Consider the following 16,572-nt stretch of genomic DNA (forward strand, 5'->3'; position numbering starts at 1 on the left):
AAGCGGCCTATTGCAACAGGCTCCCAGGTTCCAGGCCATGGCCCCACCGACTCCCACCCGTTTTTTTAATCGTCAGGCCAACGCCCGCCGCCGGACCCTGCTGCTATTGGTCTATTTTCCCCTGGCCATCCTCTTTGTCATCGCCGCCATCAACGGGATCTATATTCTCTCCACCATCTTTACCATGGAGTGGATCTATGCCGATCAACCGGCGCTGAGCCCCTATCGGGACTCCCGCATGCAGCTGGTCAACTTTGCGGCGATTGCCCTCATCCTGGGTGGCAGCCTCTACAAGCTACGGCAGCTCTCCAAGGGGGGGCGGGTGGTGGCGGAAGCGATGGGGGCGGTTCGGGTGGAGCCCGGCAGCGCCAACGTGGATCAACGCCGCCTGATCAACGTGGTGGAGGAGATGGCCATCGCCTCCCGCTTGCCGGTACCGGGGATCTATATCCTGGAGGGGCACCAGGGGATCAACGCCTTTGCCGCCGGTTTTACCCCCAGAGATGCCGTGGTGGTGGTGACCGATGGCGCTCTGGAGCTGCTCACCCGGGATGAACTGCAAGGGGTGATGGCCCACGAAATCGCCCATATCGTCAATGGCGACATGCGCCTGAATACCCGCATGATCGGACTTCTCCACGGCATCCAGCTGGTGTCGATTCTGGGAAGTCGTATGGTGGAGTCTGCTGCCAAAGGGGTCATGGGTGAGCCCCTAGGCGTGAGGGATTTGCCCGCCAAGTCCCCACAGGTGATGATCGGTTTGATCATATTTGGCTATTTGATCTGGTTTTTTGGCTATATCGGGCTGTTTTTCAGTCAATTGGTGCAGAGTGCGGTCTCTCGCCAGCGGGAGCATCTGGCGGACGCTTCAGCAGTACAGTTTACCCGCAATCCGGAAGGGCTCGCCCGGGCTCTGATGAAAATCGGTGGCCTTTCCGCAGGCTCCCGGGTTCATGCCGCCCGGGCCCGGGAGGCCAGCCACCTTTTTTTTGGCGATATTCGTCCCCGCTCCTTTGTCAGCTGGACCGCGACCCACCCCCCTCTGGAGCAGCGGGTTCGCTTGCTCGATCCCTCTTTCGATGGTCAGTTTCCGAAGCTTTTGTCGGGAGAGTGGTATGGCCCCCAGAGTCGCCCGGGTGTTTGGCCCGGGAAAGATCAGAAAAACAAAGCCAAGGCCGGTCCGGACACCTTGGAGATGGCGGCCATGGTTGGCGGGTTGGCGGTGGCCCGGCAGCTGCTTTTGTCTTTACCCAGACCCCTGTTGCGCCGGGTTCACAATCCTCCTGCCGCCCGAGGTATGATCTATGCCCTGCTGATGGATCACACCCCCAAGGTGCGTCGGGAGCAGCTGGCCTTGATTGCGGGGGCTGAAGGGGATCAACGTTCGGCGGAAGTGGATCAGCTGGCACAAAAATTGGTGGGAATCAGCCAGGAGGGACGGATGGTGATGGCGGATTTGGCACCGACCGCTCTGGCCAACCTACCCCAGGCGGAGCGGGATCGGGTGCGGGGAGTGGTAAAAAAATTGATCCATGCCGATCAAAAGGTGACCCTGTTCGAATATACCCTGGAAAAAATTCTCGACCGCACCCTGGCTCCATCGATTTTTCAGGATCCACTCCCCAGTCGCCGACTTTATTCTTTTCGCAGGGTGGGGGAGCAGGTGGCTGTTCTGCTGTCGGTGATGGCTCGCCTCAAGGGTCGAAAAGGGGAGGCGCCCGAACAGGGCTTTGCCACCGGACTTGAGCGTCTGGGGGGCTATTTGCCATTGACGCTTCTCCCCAGGGAGCGCTGTACCCTGGCGGAAGTGGATCAGGCGTTGGAGCAGCTCCTGGCTCTGGGTAACGAATTCCGGGTGACATTGGTGGAAGCTTTGGCCAGCACCGCTCTGGAGGGTGAAGCCCCTCCCAACATTCGGCAAATTTACCTCATGCGGGCCATCTGCGCCTATCTGGATTGCCCCTTTCCCCATCGCCTGGTGGAGGGGGCTCCTCCCACTCCCGTGGTTGAAAACACGCCTCCTCCTGCCAGCTCGGCTGAGAAGAGTTCCTCCCCTGCCAGTACGGCTGAGAAGGTTTCCCCATCAGCCACTTAGAATCCCCTCGGAATAATCCCTCGGGGCTCCCAAGGATCATTGAACCATCCATCCAAGTGCTGTAGCGACCCGGCTGTCACAAACAAAAAAGGAGAAGGGTATGGCCACCCAAACATTTGAAGTGGTTTTAACCGGCAAATTGCTGGATGGAAGGGATCCTCAAGTGGTTGAGGGAGATCTGGCCGCCTTGTTTCAGGTTTCACCCCAGCGCATCCAGGGATTGTTGGGAAGGCCGGGTGCTGTCATTCGTCGCAATGTGGATCTCCTCACCGCTGAAAAATACCGGGAAACTCTTTTGGCAAAGGGGGCTGGGTGTGTGGTTCGCTCCTTTGGGGGTGAGATCGTTGCCCAGCGTCAGGGGGAAGGGGGGAATTCTCCGGGGCCGGAAGCGTTATTCGAAGGGGCTGGTGGGGTGGGGGAGAACGCCTCGGGTATTTCGGCCGGGGGGATGACCTGTCCCAAGTGTGGCACCCGGCAGGAGAAGAGCCCGGAGTGTTTGCAGTGCGGTATCGTGGTGGATAAATATCTCAAACGCCGGAATGCCACCGACTCCCCCTGGGCTCGGGCAGCCAGTGTCGGCAGGGTGCCCACCGGTTTGACCATGGATGAGATCGACTATCGGATATTTGGCTCTGAAACCCAGTTTTTGGAGGTGGAGCTGGATCCCGGGGAGAGTGCTGTCGCCGAGGCGGGCTCCCTGATGTACAAATCCCCCCTGGTGGAAATGGAAACAGTGTTCGGGGATGCCTCCCAAAAGAGCGCCATGGATGGGGTGTGGGGCAAAATGATGGGAGCGGGCAAGCGGCTTATTACCGGAGAGGGGCTTTTTACTACGGTCTTTACCCACCAAGGGCGGGGCGGTAAGGCCCACGTCGCCTTTGCAGCCCCTTTTCCCGGCACCATCATTCCGGTCAATCTGCCTGACTATGGCGGCCACCTGATCTGCCAGAAGGATAGCTTTCTCTGCGGGGCCAAAGGGGTCTCCATCGGCATTTTTTTTCAGCGCCGGATTCTGACCGGGCTCTTTGGTGGGGAGGGGTTTATCATGCAAAAGCTGGAGGGGGATGGTTTGGTCTTTCTCCATGCAGGTGGCACGGTGTTGGAGCGACAGCTGGAAGCGGGGGAGAGCCTTCATGTGGATACCGGTTGTGTGGTGGCTTTTGATCGGACGGTCTCTTTCGATCTGGAGATGGTGCGGGGAGTGAAGTCGATGTTTTTTGGTGGAGAGGGACTCTTTTTTGCACGGCTGACAGGGCCTGGTACGGTCTGGATGCAATCCATGCCTTTCTCCCGGCTGGCGGGGCGGATGCTCTCCGGCGCCTCTTCCTCCTCCAGCCAGGGGGAAGGAAATTTGTTGGGTACCTTGGGTAACCTGATGGATTGATGGGGTCGCTATAGCGTGGCAGGGGTGGTGTGGGGGGAGTCCGGAAGTCGATTGATTATGGGCAGTGGCAGAGACCTTTTTGGATGTGAGTGAGGTGATGATGGATATTCCGCCGGATCGTTTGAGCCCGGAGGTGTTGCAGGGAATTATTGAAGAGTTTATCAACCGGGAGGGGACCGATTATGGGATGTCTGAAGTTTCCTTGGAGACCAAGATTGCGCAAATATTGGTGCAGATTGATCGAGGGGAGGTGGTGATTCGTTACGATGAGCGGACACAAAGTTGTAACCTTTTGCCACAGTGTAAATAGAATTGTTGTTGCCTTTTATTTCCTGGGGTGGGAAAAAAGAATCGGTAATGGTTTGGGCAGGTATTGATAAAAAGGATATTTTTTCTGCCTTGCGTCCATAAAAGATGTTTTTCAGCTGATTTTAGTCAAAAAAGTTCATCGGTTGGCATTTTTTATGTCAAAGACAGTCATTTATCTTTCAAAATCCCTGCCAGAAAGTCTGTTGTGAAGGCTGGGTTAGGTGGTTTGATATCCTTATAGAAAGTTTGTTTCCTTGTTGTTCTGTATATTTGGCCCGTGGAATCAAATAATCCTTCCTGTTTCGTTACAAGAAAATTCTCTTTCCGACATCCAATTGTTACATCTTCCTGATTTACTTCTAAGGATCAATCTGACATCCCAAGCGACGCAGGCTGGCCTGTTTTTTTTGTTGGTTTAGTCGCTATGGAGGCTCAATACGCCTGAAGCTTCGATGGGGTGGGGGGGGATATGGAGCAAAGAATCCCTTGTGAGGCTATTTGGGCCTGAAGTGATGGAAGGGGGTTGTTATTTTTTGGGTATAAGGAAGAGATACCATGCAACACCTCTCATGGATGCTACCTCGGTGGATTGTGTTGCTGTCCATTCTTTTCTTCTGGGCTGTGCCCGTCCAGGCCCACGAAGTCGAGCCTGACCTTGCGCTTGACCTGACTGACCAGGAGCAGGCTTGGTTGGCCCAACACCCGATTATTCGTCACGCCCCGGATCCTGATTACGCCCCCTTTGAATATCGCGATGGGGAAGGTCGCATCGATGGGATCGCTCCCCGCTATCTGAACCTGGTTGCCGAACGGTTGGGCTTCCAGGTCGAGACCGTTGCCACCGACTCCTGGTCCCACTCTCTCAAGCAGCTTCAAGAGGGCCAGGCAGACCTCGTTACGGTTGCTACCCGGACTTTGGAGCGGGAGGCCTACCTTCGCTTTACCTCCCATTATGCGGCTTTTCCGAACATCATCTTGACCCGCCGGGAGAGCCGGGAGGCGTTGACTCTGGAGAGCTTGGCTGGCAAGCGCCTGGCGGTCATCAAGGGGTGGGCCATCAACGAAACCCTTCAGCGGGACCATCCCGAAATTCAACTTTACTGGGTAGCCGGGGTAAAAGAGGCCCTGACCAGCGTTTCCGTTGGGACGGTGGATGCGGTTTTGCTCAATCGGGCGACCGCAGGCTACTGGCTGGAAAAATTGAATATTACCAATCTCCGCTCCGCTGGGGAGGCGGGTTTTACCTACCATCTGGGGTTTGCCTCCCGGAAGGATTGGCCCATCCTCCAGGGGTTGTTGGAAAAGGCCCTGTTGTCGATCTCCGAAGAGACCCACCGGGAGATTCAAAAGCAGTGGATTTTTGTGGAGACTCCGGCCTGGAGGCCCACTTCCCGTTTTTGGTGGTCTTTGATGGCGGGTGTGGGGGGGGTGGTTTTACTGATCATCCTTTTTTGGAACAGAGAACTGCGCAAACAGGTGGCTTTGCGTACTCTGGAGTTGGAAGAGGAACTGGAGGAGCGCCGCAAGGCCCAGATGGATCTGGCCCGTTTTCGAGATACCCTGGATCGCACCATGGATTGCGTTTTCATGTTTCGGGCCGATGATTTTCGCTTTATTTATGTCAACAACGGTGCTGTGGAGCAGGTGGGCTATTCCCGGGATGAATTGCTTGCCATGACCCCTGTCGATATCAAGCCCAAGTTTGGTGAAGGGCTCTTCAGATCCATGGTGAGGCCTCTTGTGGCAGAGCCTGGCCGCTCCCATATATTTGAAACCATTCACCGCCATAAAAACGGCCATGACATTCCTGTGGAAATTGTCCTGCAATTTGTTTCTCCTCGTTCAGGGGAGCCCAGATTTGTAGCGATTGTTCGGGACATAGCGGAACGCAAAAAGAATGAAGAGGCCATCGCCCGACTGAGTCGCCAGAACGAATTGATCCTCAATGCCGCCGGTGAGGGGATTTATGGTCTGGATCGGGAAGGTTATACCACCTTCATAAATCCCGCAGCAGCTCGGATGCTGGGCTGGAAACGGGAGGAGCTGATTGGTTGCTTTCAGCACGATATCAGCCATCACTCCCACAGCGATGGCTCCCCTTATCATCGGGAGAGTTGCTCTATCTATACGTCATTCATGGATGGTATCGCCCAGTTTGTGGACGATGAGGTTTTTTGGCGTAAGGATGGCTCCAGTTTTCCGGTGGAATATGTCAGCACCCCCATGTTTGAAAAAGAGAAGATTGTCGGTGGGGTGGTGATTTTTCGGGATATCACCGAGCGCAAACAGATGGAAGAGGCGTTACGGCTGGCCAAAGAAGAAGCCGAATCGGCCAATCGGGCCAAGTCCGTCTTTTTGGCGGCCATGTCCCACGAAATCCGTACCCCTCTGAACGCCATTTTAGGCATGGGAGAGTTGATGAAGGAAACCAAACTTTCCGTTTCCCAGGAGTGGTGTGTCAATACCTCGAATCGGGCCGGAGAGACCTTGCTGACCCTCATTAACGATATTTTGGATCTTTCCAAGATTGAAGCGGGACAGCTGATTTTGGAGCAGGGGGTGATGGATCTTGAGCGGTTGGTGGATGAGACGGTCGGGCTCTTGACCTTCACGGCACTGGGCAAGGAGATCGAACTGGCCTATCACCTGGAGAGAGGCGTGCCCCGTTGGGTGCGAGGGGATCCTACCCGCTTGCGCCAGGTACTGCTCAATCTGATGGGCAATGCCGTGAAGTTTACCCAGGATGGACGAGTGGATCTGCGGGTGACGAAAGGGGAGGGGGAGGAGATTACTTTCTCTGTTGAGGATACCGGTCCGGGAGTCCCCATGGAGGTGCAGGAATCGATCTTTCAACCCTTCACCCAGGCTGACGCCTCCACCACCCGCAAACATGGCGGTACGGGTTTGGGACTCACCATTTGTCGACGTCTGGCAGGTCTGATGGGGGGACATATTTCCCTGACGAGTGAGCTGGATCGAGGCACTGTTTTTACCTTTACGGTTCCCCTGGAGGCGGTGGCAGACGAGGCCGTTCCCCAGAAAAACATCACAGACGCTTTAGACCATATCAGTGCCCAAAAAGGTCACCTCGTTAACGGCAAGCGGGTCTTGAATATTTTGTTGGTGGACGATGCCGAGGATAATCGACTGCTGGTTCAGGCTTTTCTCAGGAACAGTCCCTGCCGGTTGGAGATGGCTGAAAATGGCGCGGAAGCGGTGATCAAGTTTACCCGTGACCGATATGACCTGGTACTGATGGATATCCAGATGCCGGTGATGGATGGTCACGACGCCACCCGCAAGATCAGAAGTTGGGAGGCTGAAAACCGCTCCAGTCGTACCCCTATTGTGGCTCTGACCGCCCATGCCATGGCCGAGGAGTCCGAAGAGATCATGGCGGCGGGTTGTGATATGCACCTGACCAAACCGATTCGCAAGGAGCGCCTGTTACACACCCTCGAACGATTTATGGTGGTTGAATAGAGAAGAGCTGTTTTCCGGGTGAGGCTTGTGGAACCTACCATCAAATGAATATGCACTGTCCGCAACGCCCAAACGATCTGTGGTCAAAGATGCGCCACTAACCGTCCCATCATACCCGTTCCCACTTTCATCGGTCGCATCCCCATTGAAGGGATAATAGGCCACCAATCCATCATTCAGGTCAGCGTGGGCCGTTCCTGCTAAAAGTCCAAAAAACAATCCGATCACAACTAAAAAACGGGCTGTTTTTTTCACGAAAATTCTCCAATAGTTTTTATTGTCTCGAAATCATATTAGGGAGGAGTACCCCTCTCTGCTCTTCACTCCAATCCGAACGCCTTTACCAAAAACACCGCCATCTCCGCCCGGTTGATGGTGAGGCTGGGACAAAAATTGCCTTCGTCGCACGCCCGGATGGTGTCCAGGGTATCATCAAGAATGCCATCTTCAGCGAGTTGCTCAATGTAAGCTGCTGCCCAGTAGCTGGAGGAGATATCCCCATAAACCGTCCCCGTGGCAGCGGGGGGAGCGTAATCCATACCGTAGATGGAACGTACCAAAAAGATCGCCATCTCCGCCCGGTTGATGTTGCGGCTGGGGCAATAATTCGAAGCATCGCAACCGCTGGTAATCCCCCGATCAGCAAATTCCTCGATATAATTCCCCGCCCAATAACCTGAAACCACATCATCAAACACCGTACCGCTACCTGTTTCAGGGATATAACTCGCCCCCTCGATACCTCGTAGCAGGAAGATAGCCATCTCCGAGCGTTGCAGCTCGTTGTCCGGGCAATAATTTTCCGAGTCACACCCCAAGGTAATGCTATTTTCAGCCAGCGTTTCGATAAAGGACCATCCCCAGCGATCCGTGGCCACATCAGCGAACGTGGCCTCCTGGTCGGTGGATCCCTCTTGGGCAAGGGCAATGTTGGATAACAGCGCTTCCAGCTCAGGCAGAGTGACGGTCAAGGTTTGATCCTCATACCCCTCAGCCACCACCGTTACCGAAAGCTCCCCAGGCACTTGGGAGAGCACAAACCCACCATAAGGCTCCGAACTTTCCGCAGTCACACTGCTGGAATCCTCCCCCACCGCCGTCACCGCCGCCCCAACTACCCCCTCCAGACTCTCCTCATCATAGATGTAGCCCGTCAGCGTGCCTAAAAGGGCATTGGTATTGTCGGTTCGCAAGGTCCACCTGGGTCCAGTGGTGACCGCGCCATAAGCATCCACCGCCTCCACTTTCCAGAAGTAGAGCGTCACATCTTCCAGGCCTGCCGAGGTTCCAACAAAGGTGGAGGTATTGACAATTTCCTCCTGCCGATAGACCTCATTGGTGAAATAATAATCCGTAGCGATGATCAGATTATAAGTGACCCCGTCCCCATCCGGATCGGTGGCCATTTCCCACTCAAAAGCCCCCACCGTCAGGACTGTTTCCGGCGGCAGCTCCGGGGAGACCAGGTTAAAACTTGATGGCGGGCTGTTTTCCGACCGGTTTTTATAGACCACGGAACGCTGCATGGGAGAGGTGTCCAGGGTCTCCCGATCCTGCACATAATAGTAAATTTCGTAGCGTCCCGGTTCATCAAAACCGTCATAACTCAGCTGCCAGCTGCCGTCATCCCCCAGGGTCATGAATTCCCAGGGCAGATCCGGATCCACCTGCCCGGTTTGGGTGCCGTCACTGGCTTCGAGCTCCTTGCCGGGCTTGCGGATTTCCACCCAGCCCCAAGCCACCTGGGCATCATCGTTGGCTCTCAGCCAAAGATCTCCGGAGGATTCGCTGGAAGAGAGATAGAGGGTATCGGTCACCCCGTCGATATCAGCAGGAACCTCAGCGGAGTTGGCCAGGTGGGAGCCTTCCCCCCCCAGATAGAGAGCTGCTGCCACCGCCCCGTCGTCGGTATCGGCATCGTCCAGATTATTGGTGCTGATGCCATCACCATTGTCATCCAGCTGGGGGTGCTGCCTCGCCCCATCGTCCATTGGACTCGATGTGCTGTTGGTTGAGGGCTCTCCCCGGGTGTAGATTTCAGTGGTGTCGGTAGCCTCGCGGAACGCCTCGTTCAAGGTGCCCCCCTGACTCAACGCCCCAAAAAACTCTTCCAGAAAAAATTCCCCCACCCGAACCGGCGTGCCTTCGGGATCGGTATCCGGGTCTGGCTGAACCAGCGCCCCCTTGTAGGAAACCTCATCCGCCGCCGCACTGGTAATCACCACCCGTCCAGGCTCGGAAAGTTCAGCGATAAAACTCCCCGAATAACAAGCACCGATAATCACCACCCGCTTCATCTCCAGGGCTTCCGGGTTAGCACGGGTCAAAGCCGCTTCCAGGGTATCCAACCAGCCATCCAGCTCAGTGGGCGTCAGCTCTTCGCTATCCAGGTGAAAGGCATTCACCGAGCCGTGATCCACCATCACCAGATAGAGAGGGGCGGGAATATCGATCATCTTGCCCAAGGCCCAGCTGGTGATGGCCTCTTCAATCGCGGCCTCCGAGGGCAGATCGGTCACGCCCTCCTGGCTGGTGTCATAGTTGAAATATTGGATATCATCGCTGTTGAAACCCCGATCAAGGAGATGGTCATAGATCCGGTTGGTGGTCAGATTGTGGGATTCAAGCCCCTCTTCGTTTTCGATCTTGCCTTCAACGATGATGGCATATCCAGCCGAAGGCCCCACATAGACGGTGGCCGAACCGGCACTCTCCAAGAGCATCGCATTGCCCTCAAAATCGGCCTCGATGGTGTAGTAGCCCTCTTCCCCGAATCCGGAAAGTTCCGGAATAATGAAATGGCCGTAAGTGTCATAGGTGGTGACGGAATGGCTCTCCACCACCAAGCCATCGGGATCACGCACCGTCACGGACAGAATATGGTCAGAGAGGTCCGAATCACTGGAACCCACCCGGGTCAAAACCCCGGTGCCACTCACCTCCCCATCCGGAAGGATGGCATTGCTGGAAAGGGCGATGGAAACCTCCGTGGGATAGGCGTCGCCATTATGGATCGTAAAAGAGATGGGGCCTGCTGTGGCCACATTGCCTGCCCCATCCAGAGCCTGCACCGTCACCTGATAATCGGAGCCGTTCTGTAGGGTGGTGGTCAGATTGTAGTACCAGGAGGACCAAGCCGCCTCACTGCTGTCGCTGATATCTTCCGCCAGGGGCCAGGGATCCGGCTCGCTGTCGCTCCAGCGCTCAATGCCCATATCCCCCGACGCAAAGTAGAATCCATCCCAAAAGAGCAGCCGCACCTCACTGATACCGCTCGCCGAATCACTGGCCACCCCATCGAGCCAGCGCAATACATTGATGATCTCCCCCTCTTCGGGCTGGGTGATGGTCAATTGGGGCGGGGTGAAGTCGATGGTAAAAGTGGCTGTGGCTACCTCTCCATAGAGGCCAAAACCATCCATGGCGACATAATTCAGGGTAGTGCTACCCTCTGTATCCAGAATGAGAGGGCTCTGGGCATCATGGATTTGGCGGCTGGCGGATGTAACCGGGTCGGAGCCATCCAGGGTGTAATAGACCACACAGCCAGGATCGTCGTCGCTGCACGCCAGGGTGATGGTTTGGGAGGTGTTATAAGCCCCACCCGTCAGGGTGTTGACCACCGGGGTGTCGAGGTCCAAAACCGCCAAGTCAAAAGCCGCCAGAGAGGCAGACTCTCCCCCTGCAGTGACCGAAATGAGAATGGAATCCGTGGTGCCGATATCGGCTTCTTGGGGGGTGCCTGAAAGGGTGCCGGTGGCGGTATCGAATGTGGCCCAGCCGGGAAGATTATCGATGGCAAAAAGCAGTTCATCGCCATCCACATCCGAAGCTGTCGGGGTAAAGATATAAACCTCTCCGGGGGCTGTCTCCACCACAGGGGTGCCACTGATGGTTGGGGGGTCGTCTACCGCTACGATGGTAACGGTGATCGTGGCGGTGTCTGAATCCAATATCCCATCGGAAACATGGAAGGTAAAGCTGTCGGAGCCGTTGGCATCGGCCACAGGGGTATACTCAAAAGCCCCGGTTTCAGCCGTCATCACCACCTCTCCCAGGGTGCCCTGGAGGTCGACATGGAAGGTCAAGCCGTCATCATCCCACCCTTCACAGGTGAGATCCCCCGACGCCGGAATATCCTCAACCACCAGGAGGGCACCGCTGCAAGCGCCATCGGCATCAAGCCCGATGATAAATGGCTCGCTCTCTTGGGTCACCACCTGCACGGGTAGGGATTGATTGGATTGGCTACCGTTGCCCAGTTGACCGTAGAGGTTGTGCCCCCAGGCCCACACCGAGCCATCAGTCAAAAGAGCGACGGAGTGATTATCCCCCGTGCTGACAGCCAACACATCGCTCAAATCCACCGCCACCGGTATGGAGCTGTCAGCCGTTGAATCGTTTCCCAGCTGACCTTTGGTATTCTCTCCCCAGTTCTTGATGGAGCCATCCGACATCCAGGCAGCTGAATGGCCTCCCCCGGCTGAAACACCAACGGCCCCGGTGAGGCCAGTGACCGTTTGGGGTGTATTGGAGAACGTGATGGTTTCACCCAGACCCAACTGGCCCGTGCTGTTACTCCCCCAGGCCAGCACTTCGCCGCTGGAATTGATAGAGAGCGTATGATAGTGCCCGGCGGTAATGGTGACCTGATCTTCCACCCCGGAAAGCTCTACCGGTGAGGAGGCGTTGACCAGAGTGCCATCCCCCAGCTGACCATAGCGATTCCATCCCCAGGCACGCAGGGTACCGTTGGATTTCAAGGCGACGGTATGGTGGGAGCCAGCGGCAATTTTGGAGACCCAGTTGAGATTGGGTACTTGAATCGGAAGGATGCTGGTTTCGGTTGAACCATCCCCCAATTGACCGAAATAGTTGCGCCCCCAACTCCAAACTGTCCCATCGGATTTCAGGGCTACGGAGTGCTCCTGACCTGCGGCAATGGCGGTTACATCGGAGATATCGACTGTGACGGGGGTTTGGCTGTCGGTGGTGGTGCCATCCCCCAGCTGGCCGTAGCCATTGTAACCCCACGCCTTCACGGTGCCATCGGCGAGGAGGGCCAGCATATGATAAAAACCGGCGGCGACCATTTCGACATCGGTCAAGCCCACCACCTGAACCGGAGAGTGGCTTTCCAGAGTGGTGCCATCCCCCAGCTGCCCAAATTCGTTTTTCCCCCACAACCAGACCGTACCATCGGCTTTCAGGGCCATGGTGTTGTTTTCGTTGGCAGCCACCATGGGCGTTGCCGCCCGGGCGGAGATGGGCAGTAAAAGAAAAAGGCAGATAAATAACAATAGATGATGGTTTTTCATAAATTGACCAGCCATGTTGCAAGAATCGGATTTATCCAATCATAGTTCAAGCCTCTCCCTTTGCGCCACACAAAAGAGCTGATTTTTCCTGTTAAGCTCTCATTATTGCCTGTTTTTACAGCCTGTTAACCATCTGATATCGAATGGTTTGCAATCGTTACTCCAGTCCAAACGCCTTCACCAGCCATACCGCCATCTCCGCCCGGTTGATGGTCAAGCTCGGACAAAAATTCCCTTTGTCGCATTCCCGGATGGCCTATTGGGTGAGTGGTTCACTGTACCCCCCAGCCCCGTTGAGGTAGAGCCCATTTCTCCTTGGAAAAATTCAAACCGTGACAGGAGTTTCCGCTCAGACAAAGAAGAAGGGATTCCATTTCTCCCATATCATATGTTAGGATGGAGAAGTGGTTTCGACTGATGGCCCCATTGGTGATTTACAATCCACCCTCTGACCCAAGCCCATCACCAACGGCCCTCCAAGGGGGCGCCACACACTTGACGGCACCTCCATACCGGCCAAATGGAAACGCCCCCTACACCACCGGCCACAAGCTTCACGTCTTAAGGAAAGACATGAAAAACATTCAATTTATCGGCGTCGGTGCACCTATGTCCGGCTCCACGACCCTGGCTAAAAGTCTATTCTCTCACCCAGACATCCTTTCCCCCCTCTGCCAGGACCATAAGGAAATCAATTTTTTTACCCATCGATGTGATTTTTTCAAGAAAGGCCCCGCCTGGTATGACACCCAATTCCAGGAGTGCCAGCCGGGCCAGATCACCGGAGAATTTTCCCCCATCTACTTTACCGACCCCGAATCTCCACGGTTGATTTCAGAATTTTCCCCGGATGTGAAGCTCATTGCCATCTTGCGCAATCCCGTCAAACGCTCCTTTTCTGCCTACCAATCCTTAAAAAGAGGCGGAAACATTGATGTGGATCTGACATTCAGACAGGCCATATCCAAACATGAAGTGTTGATAAATTGTTCCCGATATCAAATTCACATGAAACGATATTTAAGACGCTTTTCCAGGGAAAACATTCATTTGGTCATTTTAGAAGAGCTGATCGAAAACCCCGCAAAGGTGCTCAACCAAGCTCTTGATTTTCTTGGCATGTCATCACCCTTCCAAGATGACTTTGTACTGGCCAAAGCCAATGCTGGCTGGACTCCAAAAAACCGTCATATGCATAACCTCTCAATGGGGTTGCGAAAAACGGGTAGACTACTCATCCCGGAAGCCTTGTATCGTTCCCAGGTTGCTTACCGCATCAAAATGTTACTCCTCTCCCTCAACAAAGCACCAAAAGAAGAGGTTGACTCTAATTTTTTCAACGAACTGGAAGAAGAGTTCAGAGAGGATAATCAGGAATTGGCCAATATGTTCAACGAAGGAGCCCTCTACTGGACCTGACCAGGTTTAGATGAAGCAGGCCCCATGGAAATGGATTCAGTCGGTCACATATTGCGAAAGCATGCCAACGATGCAAGAAAGGATCAACCCAACAACCCTGCGGGCGCTGGCTTGCCATAACAATAAACTGGGTCTGATCCGAATTCTCAAAAGCATGCGCTATGAACGCGCAGCTGAACTGCCTCTGATCCTCGATCACCTGCACCCCCGCTTTGATGAACCCCTACACTATCTGGATGTCGGTACCGGCGACTCCATTTTACCCACCTTTCTGTATGACAACAGCCGATGGTCCATCACCGTGGTGGACAAACATGCCTGGGTATCGAATCAAAATGATTATATGACCCGACTGGGCCACCACCTGCCCGACAAACGTTTCCAGGTGGTCAAGCAAAATGTCCTGAAACATACGCCCAAAACACCCTATGACATCATCACCTCCATTTCGGTGATCGAACATATCGAAGCTCCCTTCGACCTGGAAGTGATGAAATATACCGCCTCACTCCTCCAGGATGGCGGCATTTATCTCCTTACCACACTGATCAACGAAGGTTTCCCCCGGGATTTTTACAAGGCTGGAGAGGTGTATGGGGATCACCGCAGCGGCCAGGTTTTTTACCAACGCCACTACGATCTGGATCAATTGCACCAGCGGATCATCGCCCCCTCGGGACTCGAAGAGGCTGGCAGGGTCTATTTTGGAGAGTATGACTTTCCCTTCGGCGAAAAACTTCTCTTCCCACCCGTCCGCAAATATCCAGGCAAGCTTCTCTACAGCTGGGCTTCGCACCATTTTGCCCGTCAATTTCTCAGCTATTCCAAAAAACCCGTCAGCCGCGCCACACTCAGCATGGATACTGCAGCCGGGGTAATTCTGTTATTGCGAAAACCTGCCGGTTGAATCCCCACCACCCCATCACCGACCAAACCCCAGAGAATCAGGTCAGCTTCCAAGGAATTCATTGGTTGAAATCACCTTCTCTCTGCCGACATCCCCCTATCCCCTGATTCAGGTATGACAGTCGTGGACACGAGGGCGATTTAAGTCGAAAATTAGAGTTGATCTGTGAAACAGGCTGAGTGGCAACGAGGGGGCTGGGAGGGAAGCATGGATCATCCGGAAAAACCGATTGACCTGAGCTATTATCCGGATGTGTTTGAAACGCCGGACATGAAGAGCGCCAAAGAGATCATTCTGACGGCGGAAAAGGAGGCTTCCACCCAGGAACGCTGGGAAAAAGAGACCCCTTTTTTGGCAGAGCTGATTGGCCGCTCCCTCCCCCCGCTCCCCTCTGTACGGGTGCTGGACTACGGCTGTGGTATCGGACGCATTTCCAAAGAGCTGATCGAAAAACATGGCTGCTCCTGTCTGGGGGTTGATATCAGCCAATCCATGCGACGTTTTGCCCCTCAATATGTCGCCTCCAAAAATTTTTCCGCCACCTCACCGACAAAACTCAGCCTCCTGGTCGAGAGAGGCTTTCGGGTGGATTTTGCCGTTTCCATCTGGGTGCTGCAACACTGCTCAACCCCTCAAGCCGACATCGCCTTGATCAAAAGTGTCTTGAAAAAAAACGGCCTTTTTTTCGTGGTCAACAACAAAGACCGCTGTATCCCCGCCCTGGACAGCGAGCAGCAGCCCGGATGGCTGAACGATTCCGTGGATGTGCTGGGCTTGCTGCGGGAAGCCTTCCAGGAGGTCGAAACCCTGGCCTTCACGCCCACCGCCACCACCCCCGAAATCATCGCCACCACCTACATCAAGCTGTTTCAAAACACCGGCTGAACAGCCTGGATTGATCGGGCAGGCCACTTTCAGACAGCGCCCCCCATTCATCGCTATCCCCTTTTCGACCAGGACCACCTCTTTGGGAAGGGATCTGGATGGCCACTGAGGAAGTGCTTCATCTTTTCTCTTTCCGAAAATCCACCCTATCCTTGGGTTTACTCATGGTCTCGGAGTCTCTGCTTGAAACAGGTTTGGAACAAGCCTCCTCTTCAGCAGCATCCGAGTCGGGCTTGTTGCTTTTATTGGGAAGGATGGTTGGGATGGATATTTTAGGGAAAATCTTGGGCAGTGGCGCCGCACAACCCATCGAAGCGGTAGGAAATGTGCTCGACAAGCTTTTCACCTCTGACGATGAACGGCTCTCCAAACAGGAAGCCCTGGCACGCCTCGCCCAACGCCCCCACGAAGCCCAGATCGAAGTCAATAAACTGGAGGCCCAACATCGTTCGATTTTTGTTGCCGGTTGGCGTCCCGCCATCGGCTGGGTCTGCGCCTTGGGGCTTCTGTTTGTCTTTGTGATCAACCCCGTCATCCAGTGGCATACTGGTGAGCCCGGACCCCGGATGCCCACCGACAGCATGACCATGCTGGTGACCTCACTCCTGGGTCTGGGTGCCCTGCGTACGGCGGAAAAATTTGGTGGGCGGAGCAAATAACCTGTCGGGAAGAGCTTCCCATTTCAGAAGGTTCCACGTAACTATTCAGCTTCGTTAGACTGCATGAAGGAGGGCCGCTGACCTTCAAACAGCAATTGCAGGGCTTCGGAAGC

10 protein-coding genes are annotated in these 16,572 nt (G+C 54.9%); 8 read left to right on the forward strand and 2 right to left on the reverse strand.

Annotated elements, in window-relative coordinates:
• The first annotated feature begins 37 nt into the window (after window positions 1–37).
• The 4 genes from HQL52_05635 to HQL52_05650 all read left to right on the forward strand — a co-directional run bounded on the left by HQL52_05635 (window position 38) and on the right by HQL52_05650 (window position 7,271).
• On the forward strand, window positions 38–2,095 hold the full coding sequence (locus tag HQL52_05635; GenBank protein ID MBF0368925.1) for a M48 family metallopeptidase: 2,058 nt from the start codon (window positions 38–40) through the stop codon (window positions 2,093–2,095).
• Between the two features lie 448 nt (window positions 2,096–2,543).
• Entirely contained in the window at window positions 2,544–3,479 is a 936-nt protein-coding gene (locus HQL52_05640) for a TIGR00266 family protein (protein MBF0368926.1), read from the forward strand.
• A gap of 100 nt (window positions 3,480–3,579) precedes the next feature.
• A complete protein-coding gene (locus HQL52_05645; GenBank protein ID MBF0368927.1) occupies window positions 3,580–3,789 on the forward strand; it encodes a YheU family protein in 210 nt (69 codons plus the stop codon).
• Between the two features lie 554 nt (window positions 3,790–4,343).
• On the forward strand, window positions 4,344–7,271 hold the full coding sequence (locus HQL52_05650) for a transporter substrate-binding domain-containing protein (GenBank protein MBF0368928.1): 2,928 nt from the start codon (window positions 4,344–4,346) through the stop codon (window positions 7,269–7,271).
• On the opposite strand, the gene HQL52_05655 is transcribed toward HQL52_05650, so the two are convergent.
• Complete coding sequence (locus HQL52_05655) at window positions 7,236–7,526, reverse strand: hypothetical protein (GenBank protein MBF0368929.1); 291 nt, start codon at window positions 7,524–7,526, stop codon at window positions 7,236–7,238. The two genes, HQL52_05650 and HQL52_05655, sit on opposite strands and share 36 nt — an antisense overlap.
• Before the next feature lie 65 nt (window positions 7,527–7,591).
• Window positions 7,592–12,589 (reverse strand): S-layer homology domain-containing protein, encoded by a 4,998-nt coding sequence (locus HQL52_05660; protein ID MBF0368930.1) that lies wholly within the window; start codon window positions 12,587–12,589, stop codon window positions 7,592–7,594.
• A 573-nt stretch (window positions 12,590–13,162) separates the two neighbouring features.
• On the opposite strand from HQL52_05660, the gene HQL52_05665 reads away from it, so the two are divergent.
• From HQL52_05665 to HQL52_05680, 4 genes are all read left to right on the forward strand, one after another.
• A complete protein-coding gene (locus HQL52_05665) occupies window positions 13,163–14,008 on the forward strand; it encodes a sulfotransferase domain-containing protein (GenBank protein ID MBF0368931.1) in 846 nt (281 codons plus the stop codon).
• Window positions 14,009–14,078: 70 nt separating this feature from the next.
• Window positions 14,079–14,915 carry a methyltransferase domain-containing protein gene (locus HQL52_05670; GenBank protein ID MBF0368932.1) on the forward strand — a complete coding sequence of 279 codons (837 nt, stop codon included), beginning with the start codon at window positions 14,079–14,081 and terminating at the stop codon, window positions 14,913–14,915.
• Window positions 14,916–15,122: 207 nt separating this feature from the next.
• Entirely contained in the window at window positions 15,123–15,800 is a 678-nt protein-coding gene (locus HQL52_05675) for a class I SAM-dependent methyltransferase (GenBank protein ID MBF0368933.1), read from the forward strand.
• 263 nt (window positions 15,801–16,063) lie between these two features.
• Window positions 16,064–16,459: a hypothetical protein gene (locus HQL52_05680; protein MBF0368934.1), complete on the forward strand. Its 396-nt coding sequence runs from the start codon at window positions 16,064–16,066 to the stop codon at window positions 16,457–16,459.
• The last annotated feature ends 113 nt before the right edge of the window (window positions 16,460–16,572 follow it).

This window comes from Magnetococcales bacterium, from assembly GCA_015232395.1.
Classification (GTDB): Bacteria; Pseudomonadota; Magnetococcia; order Magnetococcales; family JADFZT01; genus JADFZT01.